This window comes from Collinsella sp. AF20-14LB (assembly GCF_003459505.1).
Taxonomy (GTDB): Bacteria; Actinomycetota; Coriobacteriia; order Coriobacteriales; family Coriobacteriaceae; genus Collinsella.
The window spans coordinates 1-15,577 of sequence record NZ_QRWD01000024.1 but is presented as its reverse complement, the minus strand read 5'-3'; the positions used below and the strand labels follow the sequence as shown (position 1 = coordinate 15,577).

Sequence of the window (15,577 nt, the reverse complement as noted above, 5' to 3'; positions counted from 1 at the left end):
CCCGAACGTGAACATAACTATGAGGCTCAAATGGATCTCCCAAAACAAAAACGTGCAGCCCAAACAAAACGTGCCGCCCCAAACGGGGCGGCACGCCATCTTTTATCAGCCAACTCGCTGAAGTAAGGCCGCGAAGGCCGCGAGGCCGGGAGGGGTTTCCTAAGGGCACATCCCGCAGCCGCAACGCGGCGAGGACGTGCCCGTGGAAACCCCGCAGGCCCCGCGGCCGGTGGGAGCAACGCTACTTCACAACCAAAATGTCGCAGTCCGTATTGCGCAGCAGGAACGTCGAAATTGAACCCAGTAGCGCATACTTGATCGAGGACAGGCCGCGGGCGCCGCAGAGCACCAGGTCGGGCTTGACCACGTCGAGCATCTCGTCCTTGAGCGTCTCGCGAATGCGGCCGGCGCGAATCATGACCTCGACCTCGGGAATGTCGGGATTGGCCTTGGCCTCTTCGAGCTGCTTGGCGATGGAGTTCTTAAATGCCTCCTCTAGGCCGTTGACCAGGTCGACCGGATAGGAGCCGGCGCTCTCGAGTGCCGTGGAATCGATGACGTGGCCGATGATCAGCTTAGCGCCGTTGTTCGCGGCGACTTTGATGGCGCGTGCGAGCACAAAATCCTGCTGCTCAGTACCGTCGAGTGAAACAAATACCTTGGTGTAGCCCTCGTTCATGGTTTCCTCCTTGGTCTATCGCACGGGCGCGGGGCTCGTGCGTCGGGCGGGCGCGGGTGCGTTGACCGCCGGACACTTTATCTTGTTGCAGTTATACCCAAGGATTTCGGTTTAACTGCTCGCAATTCTGTGAACGGGCGAGTTTTTTGGTAAGGGTAGGCGCGGTCGCACCGCCAACGGTTGATAATGGGACATCGCCCGCATCGTCCGCAGAACATCTACCGGCGGGTGTCTAACGAGGGGGTCCCTTTGGATATTATCGAGCTTCTAAAATCTGCCTTCATGGGCCTGGTCGAGGGCATCACCGAATGGCTGCCCGTTTCGTCGACGGGCCACATGATCTTGGTGGACGAGTTCGTCAAGATGAACGTGAGCGAGACGTTCTGGAATATGTTCCTGGTCGTGATTCAGCTCGGCGCCATTCTGGCCGTCTGCGTGCTGTTTTTCCACGAGCTCAACCCGTTCTCGCCTAGCAAGGGCAAGGAGGGCCGTCGCGACACCTGGGTGCTGTGGGGCAAGATTGTGCTCGGTTGCATTCCTGCGGCGGCGATCGGCCTGCCGCTCAACGACTGGATGGAGGAGCATTTCTACAATGCTCCCGTCGTGGCGCTGGCGCTCATCGTGTACGGCGTGCTGTTTATCGTGATCGAGAACTGGCGCGCGAGCAAGCGCGAGGAAATGGCCGTTGCCGGTTCGTTTGGTTCGCGTGCTGTGGTGTCGGGTGGACGTCCCGCCGGTGCGCACTTTGCGGCGCCCGCCACGGCTACCGCTGAGGATGAGGACGATGACGAGAACCTGGACTTTGGTTCCATCGCCACGCTCGAGGACCTCAGCTGGAAGACTGCGCTGGGTATCGGCTGCTTCCAGGTGCTTTCGCTGGTGCCTGGTACGTCTCGCTCCGGTTCTACCATCATCGGCGGCCTGCTTTTGGGCTGCACGCGCTCGGTGGCGTCTAAGTTCACGTTCTTCCTGGCCATTCCTGTCATGTTTGGCGCGAGTGCGCTCAAGCTGGTCAAGTACTTCATCAAGGGCGGCACGTTCGGCACCAACGAGATCGCCATCTTGGGCGTGGGCTGCGTTGTTGCCTTTGTGGTTTCGCTCATCGCCATCAAGTGGCTCATGGGCTTCGTCCGCCGTCACGACTTTAAGTGCTTCGGTGTTTACCGCATCATCCTGGGCATCGTAGTGCTCGCATACTTCTTCGTTCTGGAGCCGATGCTCGGCCTTTAACTTAGTCGACGCTGCGCGGCGGCCAGAGCGACAGCTTGTCATTCAAAGAGGGTGGCATGACCAAAAGGTCTATGCCGCCCCCTTTTCATGCCAATTTGTTCGCCCTGACCGTCGCTCGCTGCTGCTGCCATGACATCGGCGGTTTCGTGATTGTCAATAGATTGGTGCAGACCAACCTGACCCCATTGCGCCAAATCCGCTGGGGCAGGCCTGACGGCGGCGCACGGAGTCGTGGTGTGATTTGCGTCGGTGTCCGCGCGGCTCGGTATACTGGTACGGCTCAAACTATGGCGCTGCCCGCAGGCGCGCCGTCCGTCAGATGAGGAGTCGCCCATGACCCAGCCCCTGCCCTGGGAAAAGAACACTGCCGCGCCCGTGCCGCCCGCGCCGGAACCCGTGCCGCTCGATGCATACACCGCCCCCGCTGCGCCGGAGCCCGAGCTCGTTCCGCTCGACATCTACGACGCTCCCGCGCCGGCTCCTGCGCCCGCAAAGCCGTTTGTCGACATCGACAGCCTTAATCCCGCCCAGCGCGAGGCGGTGCTCACCACCGAGGGTCCGTTGCTGGTCCTCGCCGGCGCCGGCTCGGGCAAGACCCGCGTTTTGACCTTCCGCATCGCACATATGCTCGGCGACCTGGGCGTTAAGCCTTGGCAGGTTCTTGCCATTACGTTTACCAACAAGGCCGCGGCAGAGATGCGCGAGCGTCTGGCGGCGCTCATTCCCAGCGGCACCCGCGGCATGTGGGTGTGCACGTTCCACGCCATGTGCGTGCGTATGCTGCGCGAGGACGCCGATCTGCTGGGCTACACCGGGCAGTTCACCATCTACGATGACGACGACTCAAAGCGCATGGTGCGCGATATTATGCAGGCGCTCGGCATCGAGCAAAAGCAGTTCCCCATCAACATGATCCGCAGCAAGATCAGCTCGGCCAAAAACGCCATGATCGGTCCCGAGGATATGCTCAAGTCCGCCGATAGCCCCAACGACAAAAAGGCCGCGCAGGTCTACTTGGAGCTGGAGCGCCGCCTGCGCGCCGCCAACGCGATGGACTTCGACGACCTGCTCGTACGCGCGCTCGAGCTGCTGCGCACCCGCCCCGAGGTGCTCGACAAGTACCAGGAGCGCTTCCGCTACATTAGCGTCGACGAGTATCAGGACACCAACCACGTCCAGTACGAGATCGCCAACCTGCTGGCCGCCAAGTACCAAAACCTTATGGTCGTAGGCGACGATGACCAGTCCATTTACAGCTGGCGTGGCGCCGACATCACCAACATCCTGGACTTTGAGAAGGACTTTAAAAACTGCAAGACCGTCAAGCTGGAGCAGAACTACCGCTCCACGGGTCATATCCTGAGCGCCGCCAACGCCGTGGTGCGTCACAACTCGCAACGCAAGGACAAACGCCTGTTTACGGCCGAGGGCGACGGCGAGAAGATCCAGGCCTTCCAGGCGAGCGATGAGCGCGACGAGGGCCGCTGGATTGCCGGCGAGATCGAAAAGCTGCACTCCAAGGGCACGAGCTACGACGACATCGCCGTGTTCTATCGCACCAACGCCCAATCGCGTATTCTCGAAGATATGTTCCTGCGCGCGGGCGTGCCCTACAAGATCGTGGGCGGCACGCGATTCTTCGACCGTGCCGAGATCCGCGATGTTATGGCCTACCTCAAGATGATCGTGAACCCGGCCGACGAGATGAGCGTCAAGCGCGTCATCAACACGCCGCGCCGCGGCATCGGCTCCACCTCGATCCAAAAGATTGAGCAGCTGGCACGCGACAACCGTTGCTCGTTCTTCCAGGCCTGCGAGATCGCAACAGCCGAGACGGGCATGTTTAGCGCGAAGGTGCGCAACGGCCTGTCGAGTTTTGTGGCGCTGGTGCGCGAGGGCCGCCGCATGGACGGCGAGCTCAAGGACGTCGTCGAGATGATTGTCGACAAGACGGGCCTGCTGCAGGCGTTCCGCGCCGAGGGCACCATGGAGTCCGAGAGCCGCGCCGAGAACATCCAGGAATTCCTGGGCGTCGCCGCCGAATTTGAGGAGACGCACGAGGATATCGAGGGTACGCTCGAGAGCTTGGAAGAGCTGCGCGCCGCCGGCGTTGCCGACGTGCCTGCCGGCGCCGAGCCCGAGCCCGTTGTGGTGAGCACGCCCGCGCCCGAGCCGGGGCCGTCCGCGCCTGTGTCTTCGTTTGAGGCGCTTGTCGGCGCGCGCGATGCCGCGGGCACCAATCCGCTCGATAGCCTGGCCGCTCCGGCGCTGTCTCCACAGGATGCCCTGGCTGCCGCCATCGCGGGCAACGCCTATGCCGCGCCGACAGAGCTGCCGGCGGGCGCCGTGCATGCCGACGAGATCGAGCGCACCTACGGCCCGCTCACTTGCAAGGCCCTGCCTGCGCTCATGGAGTGGCTGGCCCTGCGCTCCGACTTGGATTCTCTGGCCGGCGAGACGCATGCCATTACCATGATGACCATCCACTCCGCCAAGGGCCTGGAGTTTCCGGCGGTGTTCGTGGCCGGCATGGAGGAGGGTATCTTCCCGCATGTGCACGACTTTGGCGGCAGCGATGATCCGGGCAAGCTCGAGGAGGAGCGTCGCCTGGCCTACGTCGCCATCACGCGCGCCCGTAAGCGCCTGTTCTTGACCTATGCGGCCACGCGCCGCACGTACGGCTCAACGTCTGCCAACCCGCGCTCGCGCTTCCTCAACGAGATTCCGTTTGAGGATATCGAGTTCAGCGGTATCGGTTCTGCCGGTTTTGAGGGCACGGGCTGGGAGAAGCGCGGCGACCGTCATGGCACCTTTGGCTCGGGCATGGGCTCGGATATGTATGGCGGCAAGGTGTTCGGTTCGCATACGCGCTCGACCGGCGGCTCCGGTTCGCGCGGCGGATCGAGCTTTGACGACTTCTTTGGCGGCAGCAGCTACGGGACCGAGCGCCATCGTGGGGTCTCGCCCGACGCTGGCCGTGTTGCCTCGACCTTTGGGTCGGGCGCGCCGCGAGCTAAAAAGCCGTCGTCCAAGGTGTCGCCGACGGTGGAGCGCAAGGTCGATCGCGCGAGCGCGTCGCAGGACTTTGCCGCGGGCGATACCGTGAGTCACAAGACCTTTGGCACGGGTACCGTGATCTCGGTCGCCGGAGACATGATCGAGGTTCAATTCGAAAAGACCGGCCAGACCAAAAAGCTTATGAAGGGCTTTGCGCCTATAGTGAAACTGACCTAGGCGGCTTTCCCAGGCACGGCACCTCGGCCTTCAATCGTCGGGCATGACCTCAAGGCCTATGCCCTCCTCTTTCAGGCCGATTTGCCGCACCTGGAAAACCCGTACATCCGGCTAGGCGGGCGCGCCGGGGGCTTTGGTCGCCTGCTCGGGCAGTCCTGCGCAAGACGGAGAGCACATTAAGTGCTCTCCTTTGCGTGCGGAACTCGCGACCGATGTTGCCCTATACGCCCGCCCAGGTCCTTAGATAACGTTGCTTGCTGGCGTCGCTCTGCTCGTCCGCTTTTTGGTTTGGAGAGCCGGGTGGGCTGATAAATTGATATGAGTAGGGGCTCCTCCGTTGATGAACGGGGGAGCCCCTTGTTGCTTTTAGGTTGTTGCTGCTGTCCAAAGGCTCGCCGGGATGGGGCGCGGGGTTTGGTCGATCGCGAGTTCCGCACGAGCCGGAGAGCACTTAATGTGCTCTCCGTGCGAGCAGGACTGTCCGAGCGGGCGACCAAACCCCGCGCCCCATCCCGGCGAGCGCTCGGGGACCGGTAGCTTACAGGTGGCTGACGATCAGTTCCATCTTGCCTTCGAGGTCGATGGAGGTGACGGTGCTGGGGGCCAGCAGGTGGCTTCCCTTGTGGACTGCCTCGCCGCAGACGGTGCCTTCGCCGTCGATGACTGACAGGCACATGAAGGGCCAGCGCTGGTCGAGGGTTTTGCTGCCGTCGACGCGAACGCGATCGACGGTGTAGCAGGGGTTGGACTCGAGCTCAGTCACGCCGTCGACCTCGGGCGCGGTCACGGTGCCGTCGGTCGGAGCCTGGACATCAAAATCGATGCAGTCGAGGCTCTGCTCAATGTGCAGAGGGCGCAGCTTGCCGTCGGTGCCGGGGCGGTCGTAGTCGTACAGGCGATAGGTCACATCGCTCGACTGCTGCGTCTCCAAAATGAGCGTGCCGGTCTTGATGGCGTGCACGGTACCGGAATCAATCTGGAAAAAGTCGCCCTTGTGGATCGGCAGCACGTTGAGCATGTCGTCCCAGCGGCCGTCCTTGATCATCAGTGCGGCCTCAGCGCGATCCTTAGCGCGTTGTCCGACGATGATCGTGGCGCCGGGCTCGCAGTCCAGCACATACCAGCACTCGGTCTTGCCCAGGCTGCCGTTCTCGTGCTTCGCAGCGTATTCGTCGTTGGGATGAATCTGGATTGAAAGGTCGTCCTTGGCGTCCAGAATCTTAATGAGCAGCGGGAACTCCTTGCCCTCGCAGTTGCCAAAGAGCTCACGGTGCTCGGCCCACAGCCATGACAGCGTGTGACCGGCGTACGGGCCCTCCGCGATCTGGCAGTCGCCGTTGGGGTGGGCCGAGATGGCCCAGCACTCACCGATGGGGCCCTCGGGAATGTCGTAACCAAATACGGTTTCGAGCTGGCGGCCGCCCCAGATCTTCTCGTGGAAGATCGGCGTCAGTTTAATCAAGTCGGACATGTGCATACTCCCATAAGGTTGTGCGGGTGCCGCGTAAGACAGCTCAAAACGAGCACCCACCGGATTACAAAACTAGGCCAGCGTTACGTTGTGCAGCTCAAAGCGGTCGCCTACGTTGTGCGAGATAGAATATTCAAACGCGGTGCCGCTATCCAAGAAGCCAATCTGGTTGAGTTCGAGCAGGGGAGAGCCGGGTTTGGTATCCAGGCGCTCAGCCTCTTCCTCAGTTGCCGCGACAGCGCGAATGGTGCGATGGAAGCTCGAAATCTTCAGCCCGCATTGCTCGCGGATAAAGCCGTAGACCGATCCGTACAGGTCCTTCTTTTTAAGGCCCGGGATCAGTTCGAGCGGCATATAGGTGTACTCGATGACGATGGGCTTCTCGTCGACCTGGCGCACGCGCACGATGTGATAGGCGAAGTCATCCTCGGCCATTCCCAGCTGGGTCGCAACCTCTGCCGGCGGATTGACGATCGAGAAATCGTAGACCACCGAGGTCACCTTTTCCCCGCGGTGCTCATACGAAAAGCCCTGGGCACGGTCGTTCTTGCCTTGAAAAAACACCTGGCCGGGAAGTCCCGCCGTGTCCTTGACGTAGGTGCCCGATCCGCGCCGGCTGGTAATAAGGCCTTCCTCGGTGATCTGCTCAATCGCTCGTTTGACGGTGATCTTGGAAACGCCATAGAGCTCACAGAACTCAACGACGGTGGGCAACTTATCGCCCGGTTTAAGTGCGCCGTCCTCGATGCTTCGACGGATATCTGCAGCTATCGCCTCGTATTTGGGAATCATGCAATCCTCCCTTCATATTTGCGTCGATATTTAGAAAGTATACCTACTTAGAAAGCATCCATATGGCTTTCATGAAAGAAGTTCGATAAAGAAAAATGAAAAAGACGCTTTACATAGAAAATTAGAGCGCTATAGTTACAGACAACAAGCGAGATGCATTGGCGTTTCCTTGTACTGTTTGGGGACGGCTTTGTTTTGGCGGGTTGGATATCGGTATGACCGGTGCGCGCCCGCGCCGGATAACCTGCCAAAGCAAACCCGTCTCCAACCGGAAGCTCTAGAACACGAAAGCGAGGACTTTGATGGCACAGTATCAGCTGCCCCGTGACTTCTTTTTTGGCGCTGCTATGTCCGGCCCGCAGACTGAGGGTCAGTGGAACCAGGGCGGCAAGCTCGAGAACCTGTGGGACACCTGGTCCATCCAGGATCTGGGTTCGTTCTACAACTGCGTTGGCTCTTATGCCGGCAATGACTTTATGGCCAAGTACCAGGAAGACTTTCGCATTTTGAAGGACTTGGGCCTGAATACCTATCGCACTTCCATCCAGTGGAGTCGTCTGCTCGATGCCGACGGCAACCTTAATGGGGAGGGCGCTGCATGGTATCACGAGCTGTTCCGCGCCTCTCGCGAGGCCGGCCTGGAGCCGTTTGTCAACTTGTACCACTTTGACATGCCCACCTACCTCTTTAACCGCGGCGGCTGGGAGAGCCGTGAGGTCGTCGAGGCTTACGCGCATTACGCCGACGTCGCCTTCCACGAGTTTGGCCAGGAGATTAAGTACTGGTTCACCTTTAACGAGCCCATCGTCGAGCCCGAGCAGCGCTATCAGGAGGGTGTGTGGTTCCCGCAGCTCCACGACTTCAACCGCGCCCGCACCGTGCAGTATCACATCTCGCTGGCGCACGCGCTGGCCGTGGCCAACTATCGTCGCGCCTATGACGAGGGCGCTATTCGCGCCGATGCCAAGATCGGCATGATCAACTGCTTTACCCCGGTCTACACCAAGGAGAACCCCAGCGAGGCAGACCTCGAGGCCGTGCGTATGACCAGCGGCATCAACAACCGCTGGTGGCTTGACCTCATTACCAAGGGCGAGCTCCCTGCCGACGTGCTCGAAAGCCTGGCCGAGGGCGGCGTTAAGCTCCCGTTCCGCGCCGGCGACCAAGAGATTCTTAAGCAGGGTGTTGTCGACTGGCTCGGCTGCAACTACTACCACCCCACGCGCGTTCAGGCGCCGGCGAGCAAGATTGACCAGTACGGCCTGCCGCACTTTGCCGACGAGTACGTGTGGCCCGACGCCGTTATGAACGAGAGCCGCGGCTGGGAGATCTACCCGCAGGGCCTCTACGACTTTGGCATGGACTGCGCCAAGAACTACCCCGATCTTGAGTGGTTCGTTTCCGAGAACGGCATCGGCATCATGGACGAATACAAGAACCGTGACGCCGAAGGAACCATCCAGGATGACTACCGCGTCGACTTTGTACGTCAACACCTGGAGTGGGTTGCCAAGGCAATTGCCGAGGGCGCCAAGTGCCGCGGATACCATTATTGGGCCGTCATCGATAACTGGTCTTGGGCGAACGCCTTTAAGAATCGCTATGGCTTTGTCGAGGTCGATTTGATGGATGGTTATAAGCGCCGTCTTAAGAAGTCGGCGGCCTGGCTCAAACAGGTCGCCACGACCCACGTGGTTGATTAGCGATCGGGCGAACGCCCAGACCGCGCGCCGCCGCGCGCAACACATGGCACATCTGGTGGCAGAGGGCGACAGACCACCGTGCGCATAGGAAAAGGCCGGATTTGAAAGTTAGGAGCAATCATGGCCAGTGACAACGGAAAGAGCTTCCTCGACAAGTTTGCCGAGGTCTCTGCGAAGGTGGGAAACCAGGTTCACCTGCGTTCCCTGCGCGACGCCTTCGCGACCATCACGCCGCTCTATATCCTTGCGGGTATCGCGGTTCTTATTAACAACGTCGTGTTCCCCCTGTTCCCGCTCGATGCGGCGGGCCTTGCCAATCTTCAGACGTGGGGTTCGGCAATTACGCTGGGCACCCTCAACGTCTCTGCCATTATCTTGGCCGGATTGATTGGCTACAGCCTCGCTAAGAACAAGCGTTTCGATAACCCGCTTGCTTGCGTGGTCGTCGCTATCTCTGCTTTCGTCATCATGATGCCGCAGCAGGTCACCGCCACGCTTGCCGCCACGAGCCCGCTGCTCACCGACAAGATCACCTCCGCCGAGGTCACGGGCGCCCTTTCGACTGCCAACACCGGCACCAACGGTCTGTTCTCGGCTATTATCATCGCCCTGCTTTCCGTCTCGCTCTTCATCAAGATTTCTGGCGTCGAGAAGCTCAAGGTTAAGCTGGGCGAGGGCGTGCCTCCCGCGGTCTCCAACTCCTTCAACGTCATGATCCCGATGCTGCTCAACCTCGCGATCTTCGCTCTTGCCGCAGCCCTGCTCGCCGTGTGCGCCGGCACCGATCTGTGCACCATCATCTCCACGTGCATCTCCAACCCGCTCAAGAGCATCATGAACGCCGGTCCGTGGGCTGTTATCCTCATCTACACCCTTGCTAACCTGCTGTTCTGCGTCGGTATTCACCAGTCCACCATCTCTGGCGCTACCGTCGAGCCGATCCTGACCATGCTCATCGTCGACAACATGGCTACCTTTGCCGCCGGTGGCACCATCCAGCCCGATCACTACATGAACATGCAGATCGTTAACAGCTTCGCCCTCATCGGCGGCTCGGGCTGCACCCTCATGCTTCTGCTCGACACGCTCCTGTTCTCCAAGAACAAGGCTTCCGAGACCGTTTCCAAGATGGCTATCCTGCCTGGTCTGTTCAACATCAACGAGCCGGTTATCTACGGTTACCCCATCGTGTACAACCTGCCGCTCATGATTCCGTTTGTCCTTCTTCCCGATCTGTTCATCGGCATCACCTATGGCCTTACCTGCGCAGGCATCATCAGCCCCTGCATCGCCCAGGTGCCCTGGACTATGCCTCCCGTCATCAATGCCCTGCTCGCTACGGGCTTTGACTGGCGCGCCGGCGTGTGGCAGGCTCTCGAGATTGTCATTGGCATGGCCGTCTACCTGCCCTTTATGAAGATTTCCGAGAAGGCAATCGCCAAGCAGGAGGCTCTCGCCGAGTAGAACGCCTAACGTTCGTCCCTTTCACCGCTGCGGGCGCCGGTACGCGGTGCCGGTGCCCGCAGCTCTCTCCCTTGTGTAAAGACGCAGGGGTTGGGCACAATAGCCGCAAGGAATAAAACCAGTCGTCGTCTGCGCGCCGCGCAGTTATAAGGAGGAAACCATGAAGAAGATCATGCTCTGCTGCAATGCCGGTATGTCCACGAGCCTGCTGGTCCAGAAGATGCAGGCCGAGGTTGCAAACCGTGGTCTGGATATCGAGATCGAGGCTCGTCCCATGAACGAGGCCCACGATCACCTGGACGAGTGCGACATGTTGTTGCTTGGCCCGCAGATCGGCTACACCAAGGGCGATTTTGAGAAGGAGGCCGCCGGTCGTTTCCCGGTCGAGGTCATCAACATGGTCGACTATGGCCGCATGAACGCTGCCGGCATCATCGACCACTGCGTCAGCGTGATGGGCTAGGTGCTCCGCATGGAGGATATGAACGAGTTGCAGATGACCTGCTTCGAGATCATCAGCTACGTCGGTACCGCCAAGAGCATGTACATCAATGCCGTGCAAAAGGCCAAGGAGGGCGATTTTGACGCTGCCGAGGAGCTTATCAAGCAGGGCGACGAGGCCTATAACGGTGGCCACGATGTCCATATGGGGCTCCTTAAAAAGGAGGCCAACGGCGAGCGTAACGGCGAGGCCCCGCTGATTCTGCTGCATGCCGAGGACCAGATGGCAGGCACCGAGACCATGCGCGTCATGGCGACGGAGCTCATCGAGATCCACAAGCAGCTGCAGGCACTTAAGGCCTAGTCGGCGTTATCGCCGCGACGGACCGTGCGGTCCAACAGACAATACAGTCCCTTTCACGGGCGCCGGGAGCCTCCGCCTCTCGGCGCTCGTTGTTTTTGGCAAAGGTTTACGCGGCCTGTTGGCTGGTACCGCGTGTTTCCCCAGATAAAACCTGCCAAAACAAACCTGTCCCTTTTTGGCAGGTTTTTGCCTTGGGAGCGGTACCATACAGGCAATGTTTAAACGAGAAAGGCGGGCTCCCATGGAACCTAAGCAGTATTACATCGGCATCGACGTCGGCGGCACTTCGGTTAAGGAGGGCCTGTTCGACGAGGATGGTAACCTGCTGGCCAAGGCCAGCGTGCCCACGCCGCCTATCGTTGACGCCGCGGGCTTTGCCGCGGTGACCGAGGCTATCGACCAGGTGGTCGCCAAGGCCCAGATTCCGCGCGCCTTTGTGGCGGGTATTGGCCTGGCCGTTCCGTGCCCCATCCCGGCATCGGGCGATGCCAAGGTCAAGGCCAACATTGCCATTAACCTGCCCGAGCTAAGAGTCGCCATTCAGGAGCACTGCCCCGACGCGGTTGTTAAATACGAGAACGATGCCAACGCCGCTGCCATGGGCGAGGCCTGGCTCGGCTCTGCCAAGGGCGTACAGAACGTGGTGATGGTCACCATTGGTACCGGCGTGGGTGGCGGCGTTATCGTCAACGGCGACGTGGTGTCGGGCGTTGTGGGCGCCGGCGGCGAGATTGGCCACATGTGCCTGAACCCCGAAGAGGAGCGCACCTGCGGCTGCGGCGGACATGGCCACCTGGAGCAGTATTCCAGCGCCACCGGCGTGGTGAGCAACTACCTTGCCGAGTGCAAAAAGGCCGGCGTCGAGCCCATCGAGCTCACTGGGCCTTCTGATTCCAAGGACGTGTTCCAGGCCTGCCGCGAGGGCGACAAGCTCGCGCTGGCCGCAGCCGATACCATGGCCGACTATCTCGGCCGCGCACTGGCGCTTATCGCCAACGTGGTTGATCCCGAGATGTTCCTCATCGGCGGCGGCGCCTCCGCCTCGGCCGATGTCTACCTCGACAAGGTCCGCGAGCACTTTAAGCAGTACGCGCTTTCCGCCTCGCGCGAGACGCCCATTAAGGTCGCTTCGCTCGAAAACGACGCCGGCATCATCGGTGCCGCCTACGTAGCCCTGCGCGCCGCCGGCAAATAGTTGGTGCAAGGGGGACAGGTTACTTTGCACCAACATGGTGCAAAAGGGACAGCCTTGGCCCCCGTGCCTGCGCCCCAAAATATGCCGTGGCCCTTCCGTCTGCGAAGGCTCGGCATCGGCGTGCTACCATAGCTACGTCCAAGTACACATATCAAGTGGAGGATATCCATGGCAAACGTTCTTGTCTTTGGTCACCAGAACCCCGATAACGACGCCATCATGAGCGCCGTCGTCCTGTCCCAGCTGCTCAACCAGGTTGAGTATGCCGGCAACACCTACGAGGCCTGCGCCCTTGGTCAGCTTCCGGCCGAGTCCGCCAAGCTGCTTGCCGACGCCGGCATCGCCGAGCCCCGCGTGATCGAGTCCGTCGAGGCCGGTCAGCTCGTCGTCCTCACCGACCACAACGAGTCTGCCCAGTCCGTCGCCGGCCTTAAGGACGCCACGGTCTTTGGCGTTGTCGATCATCACCGCATCGGCGACTTCGAGACCGCCGGCCCGCTGCATTACATCTGCCTGCCCTGGGGCTCCAGCTGCACCATCGTCACCAAGCTCGCCGGCGTGCTCGGCGTTGAGCTTTCCGACGTCCAGGCCAAGCTGCTGCTCTCGGCCATGATGACCGACACGCTCATGCTCAAGAGCCCCACCACCACCGATCTCGACCGCGCTGTCGCCGCCAAGCTCGGCGAGCAGGTGGGTGTCGACCCGGTCAAGTTTGGCATGGAGGTCTTCCTCACCCGTCCGTCCGGCTCCTTCACCGCAGCCGAGATGGTCGGCAACGACATCAAGATGTTCGAGCCCGCCGGCAAGAAGCTGCTCATCGGCCAGTACGAGACCGTCGACAAGAGTCGTGCGCTCGGCATGATCGACGAGATTCGCGAGGCCATGCGCGCCTACGCCGCCGAGAAGGGTGCCGATGGCATTGTCCTGTGCATCACCGACATCATGGAGGAGGGCTCGCAGGTCCTGCTCGAGGGCGAGACCGAGGCCGCTCAGAAGGGCCTGGGCATTGCCGACGAGCACGACGGCGTCTGGATGCCGGGCGTCCTCTCCCGTAAGAAGCAGGTCGCTGCCCCCATCATGGCCGCCTGCTAGGTTTAGTTGACCGAACGCCACGACCGGATCGCGGACGCCCCGCGCTCCGGTCGTTTTTGTGCACGGCGCCGCGTCGTCTCTTGGGCAGGCGCGCCCGTGCCGTTGAGCAAATAATGTTCAACCTGTGGTTCCGCTTTTCGGCCACGCCTGCGTGCTTGTCGTGCAGGGTAGGCTAGATGCAAGCGTAATACGTTAGAGCGCGGCGCCGCCACTTGGGCGGGCCGTGCTTTTTTAAGACGGGAGCTTTCCCGAGAAAGGAGCCGCCCATGGCAGCAACTGAGCAGCTGTTCAACGTTCGTGAGCGCAAGCGCTTTGAACGTCACGACATTTGGGAGCGCATTGCCGAGAACGGCACCATTTCTGCCGCCGTCATGGTGATCGCCGCTATCGCCGCCGTCATCTGCGCCAATACCGATGCCTACGAGGCCATCCATCACTTTTTGGAGACCCCGCTGTATATGGGTCTGGGCAACCTTACGGCTGGTCTCACCGTTGAGCTTTTCGTCAACGACTTCCTCATGGCGATTTTCTTTTTGTTGGTGGGCATTGAGCTTAAGTACGAGATGACGGTCGGCGAGCTCAAGAATCCGCGTCAGGCCATGCTTCCCATGCTGGCGGCCGTGGGCGGTGTCGTCGTTCCCGCCTGCATCTACCTGATCTTTAACCATGCCGGTGCCCGTAACGGTTGGGCCATCCCCATGGCAACCGATATTGCCTTTGCGCTGGGCGTGCTGTCGCTTTTGGGCAATCGCGTGCCCAACGGCGTGCGCGTGTTCTTCTCGACGCTCGCCATCGCCGACGACCTGATCTCCATCGCCGCCATCGCCATTTTCTACGGTCAGAGCCCCAATCCGTTTTGGTTGGGCGCCGCCGCACTTGTGACCTGCGCGCTCGTGTGGCTCAACAAGACGCAGCATTACCGCCTTGCCCCGTATTCGGTACTGGGTCTGCTGTTGTGGTTCTGCATGTTCAAGAGCGGCGTACATGCCACGCTTGCTGGCGTCATCCTGGCCTTCACCATTCCGGCCAAGTGCGGCGTCAAGCTCGATAGTCTCACCGATTGGCTGGGCGAGTGCCTGCCGCTGCTCGATGACCGCTACGACGACGAGGCACACATCCTGGGCCAGCATGACTTTACCGTCTCGACTACCAAGGTCGAGCGCGTCATGCACCGCGTGACCCCGCCGCTTATCCGCATGGAGCGTCTGATCTCCACGCCGGTCAACTTTGTGATCCTGCCGATCTTTGCGTTCGTAAACGCTCAGGTTCGTTTAGTGGGCGTGGACATGAGCACGCTGCTCACCGACCCGGTGACGCTCGGCGTGTACTTTGGCATGCTGCTGGGCAAGCCGATCGGTATCTTTGGCATGACGTTTGCCCTGGTTAAGCTTAAGGCCTGCGAGCTGCCGCATAACGTTAACTGGCACATGATTGCCGGTGTGGGCATTCTGGGCGGTATCGGCTTTACCATGTCGATCCTCATCAGCGGCCTCGCCTTCCCGACGGCCCAGTTTGAGGTCCTGGCCGCAAAGGCCGCTATTCTCGCCGGTTCGGTCACCGCAGCCGTGCTCGGCATGATCTACATGAGCGTGGTCTGCAAGCATCCCTCGCCCAAAGACGAGTAAGAGCGCGAAAACCGGCTCCAGAACCGATTCGGGCGCGTTCAAAATGCGGATTCGGGCGGTGCTTGCCGCCTGCCAGACACGCCAGTGGTCAAAAAACGCCGTTTGTGAGTACTGTCACAAACGGCGTATCATTTTAGGTGCGGAAAATAATGAACAAAGTTATAAGAACTGTACGTTAATGAGTGACCATCGACTTCCAATTTGGCGCTAGCTGACGGTGATTAGGAAGTTTCAAGGTAGCGTGCAGAGATGTGGTGTAAGAGGCGGGGCATGCCCCGCCTCCGCCC

The 15,577-nt window shown here is 60.6% G+C and carries 12 protein-coding genes; 9 read left to right on the top strand and 3 right to left on the bottom strand.

What is annotated here, in order from left to right; genetic code table 11:
* Nucleotides 1-241: 241 nt before the first annotated feature.
* On the bottom strand, nt 242-679 hold the full coding sequence (locus DWX63_RS10305; protein ID WP_006235921.1) for a universal stress protein: 438 nt from the start codon (nt 677-679) through the stop codon (nt 242-244).
* Nucleotides 680-928: 249 nt separating this feature from the next.
* Between DWX63_RS10305 and DWX63_RS10300 the strand changes: the two genes are divergently transcribed.
* On the top strand, nt 929-1,909 hold the full coding sequence (locus DWX63_RS10300) for an undecaprenyl-diphosphate phosphatase (protein ID WP_117646230.1): 981 nt from the start codon (nt 929-931) through the stop codon (nt 1,907-1,909).
* Nucleotides 1,910-2,242: 333 nt separating this feature from the next.
* Complete coding sequence (locus tag DWX63_RS10295) at nt 2,243-5,143, top strand: ATP-dependent helicase (protein ID WP_117843643.1); 2,901 nt, start codon at nt 2,243-2,245, stop codon at nt 5,141-5,143.
* Between the two features lie 538 nt (nt 5,144-5,681).
* Here DWX63_RS10295 and manA read toward each other — a convergent pair.
* Nucleotides 5,682-6,614, bottom strand: coding sequence for a mannose-6-phosphate isomerase, class I (gene manA / locus DWX63_RS10290; protein ID WP_370445880.1), 933 nt, complete (start codon nt 6,612-6,614; stop codon nt 5,682-5,684).
* Between the two features lie 72 nt (nt 6,615-6,686).
* The gene (locus DWX63_RS10285) at nt 6,687-7,406 is read right to left on the bottom strand and encodes a GntR family transcriptional regulator (protein ID WP_117637077.1); all 720 of its coding nucleotides are present in this window, start codon (nt 7,404-7,406) and stop codon (nt 6,687-6,689) included.
* Between the two features lie 302 nt (nt 7,407-7,708).
* Here DWX63_RS10285 and DWX63_RS10280 point away from each other — a divergent pair, with 302 nt between their 5' ends.
* The 7 genes from DWX63_RS10280 (at nt 7,709) to nhaA (ending at nt 15,290) form a co-directional block, all read left to right on the top strand.
* Nucleotides 7,709-9,109 carry a glycoside hydrolase family 1 protein gene (locus DWX63_RS10280; protein WP_117716271.1) on the top strand — a complete coding sequence of 467 codons (1,401 nt, stop codon included), beginning with the start codon at nt 7,709-7,711 and terminating at the stop codon, nt 9,107-9,109.
* Nucleotides 9,110-9,229: 120 nt separating this feature from the next.
* Nucleotides 9,230-10,573 (top strand): PTS sugar transporter subunit IIC, encoded by a 1,344-nt coding sequence (locus DWX63_RS10275; protein WP_117716272.1) that lies wholly within the window; start codon nt 9,230-9,232, stop codon nt 10,571-10,573.
* A gap of 160 nt (nt 10,574-10,733) precedes the next feature.
* Nucleotides 10,734-11,036, top strand: a complete 303-nt coding sequence (locus tag DWX63_RS10270; protein WP_055285538.1) for a PTS sugar transporter subunit IIB — start codon at nt 10,734-10,736, stop codon at nt 11,034-11,036.
* Nucleotides 11,037-11,045: 9 nt separating this feature from the next.
* Nucleotides 11,046-11,378 (top strand): PTS lactose/cellobiose transporter subunit IIA, encoded by a 333-nt coding sequence (locus DWX63_RS10265; RefSeq protein WP_199411192.1) that lies wholly within the window; start codon nt 11,046-11,048, stop codon nt 11,376-11,378.
* A 241-nt stretch (nt 11,379-11,619) separates the two neighbouring features.
* A complete protein-coding gene (locus tag DWX63_RS10260) occupies nt 11,620-12,573 on the top strand; it encodes an ROK family protein (protein WP_233514534.1) in 954 nt (317 codons plus the stop codon).
* A gap of 168 nt (nt 12,574-12,741) precedes the next feature.
* The gene (locus DWX63_RS10255; protein ID WP_117843641.1) at nt 12,742-13,665 is read left to right on the top strand and encodes a manganese-dependent inorganic pyrophosphatase; all 924 of its coding nucleotides are present in this window, start codon (nt 12,742-12,744) and stop codon (nt 13,663-13,665) included.
* 266 nt (nt 13,666-13,931) lie between these two features.
* A complete protein-coding gene (gene nhaA / locus DWX63_RS10250) occupies nt 13,932-15,290 on the top strand; it encodes a Na+/H+ antiporter NhaA (RefSeq protein WP_117843640.1) in 1,359 nt (452 codons plus the stop codon).
* Nucleotides 15,291-15,577: the final 287 nt, after the last annotated feature.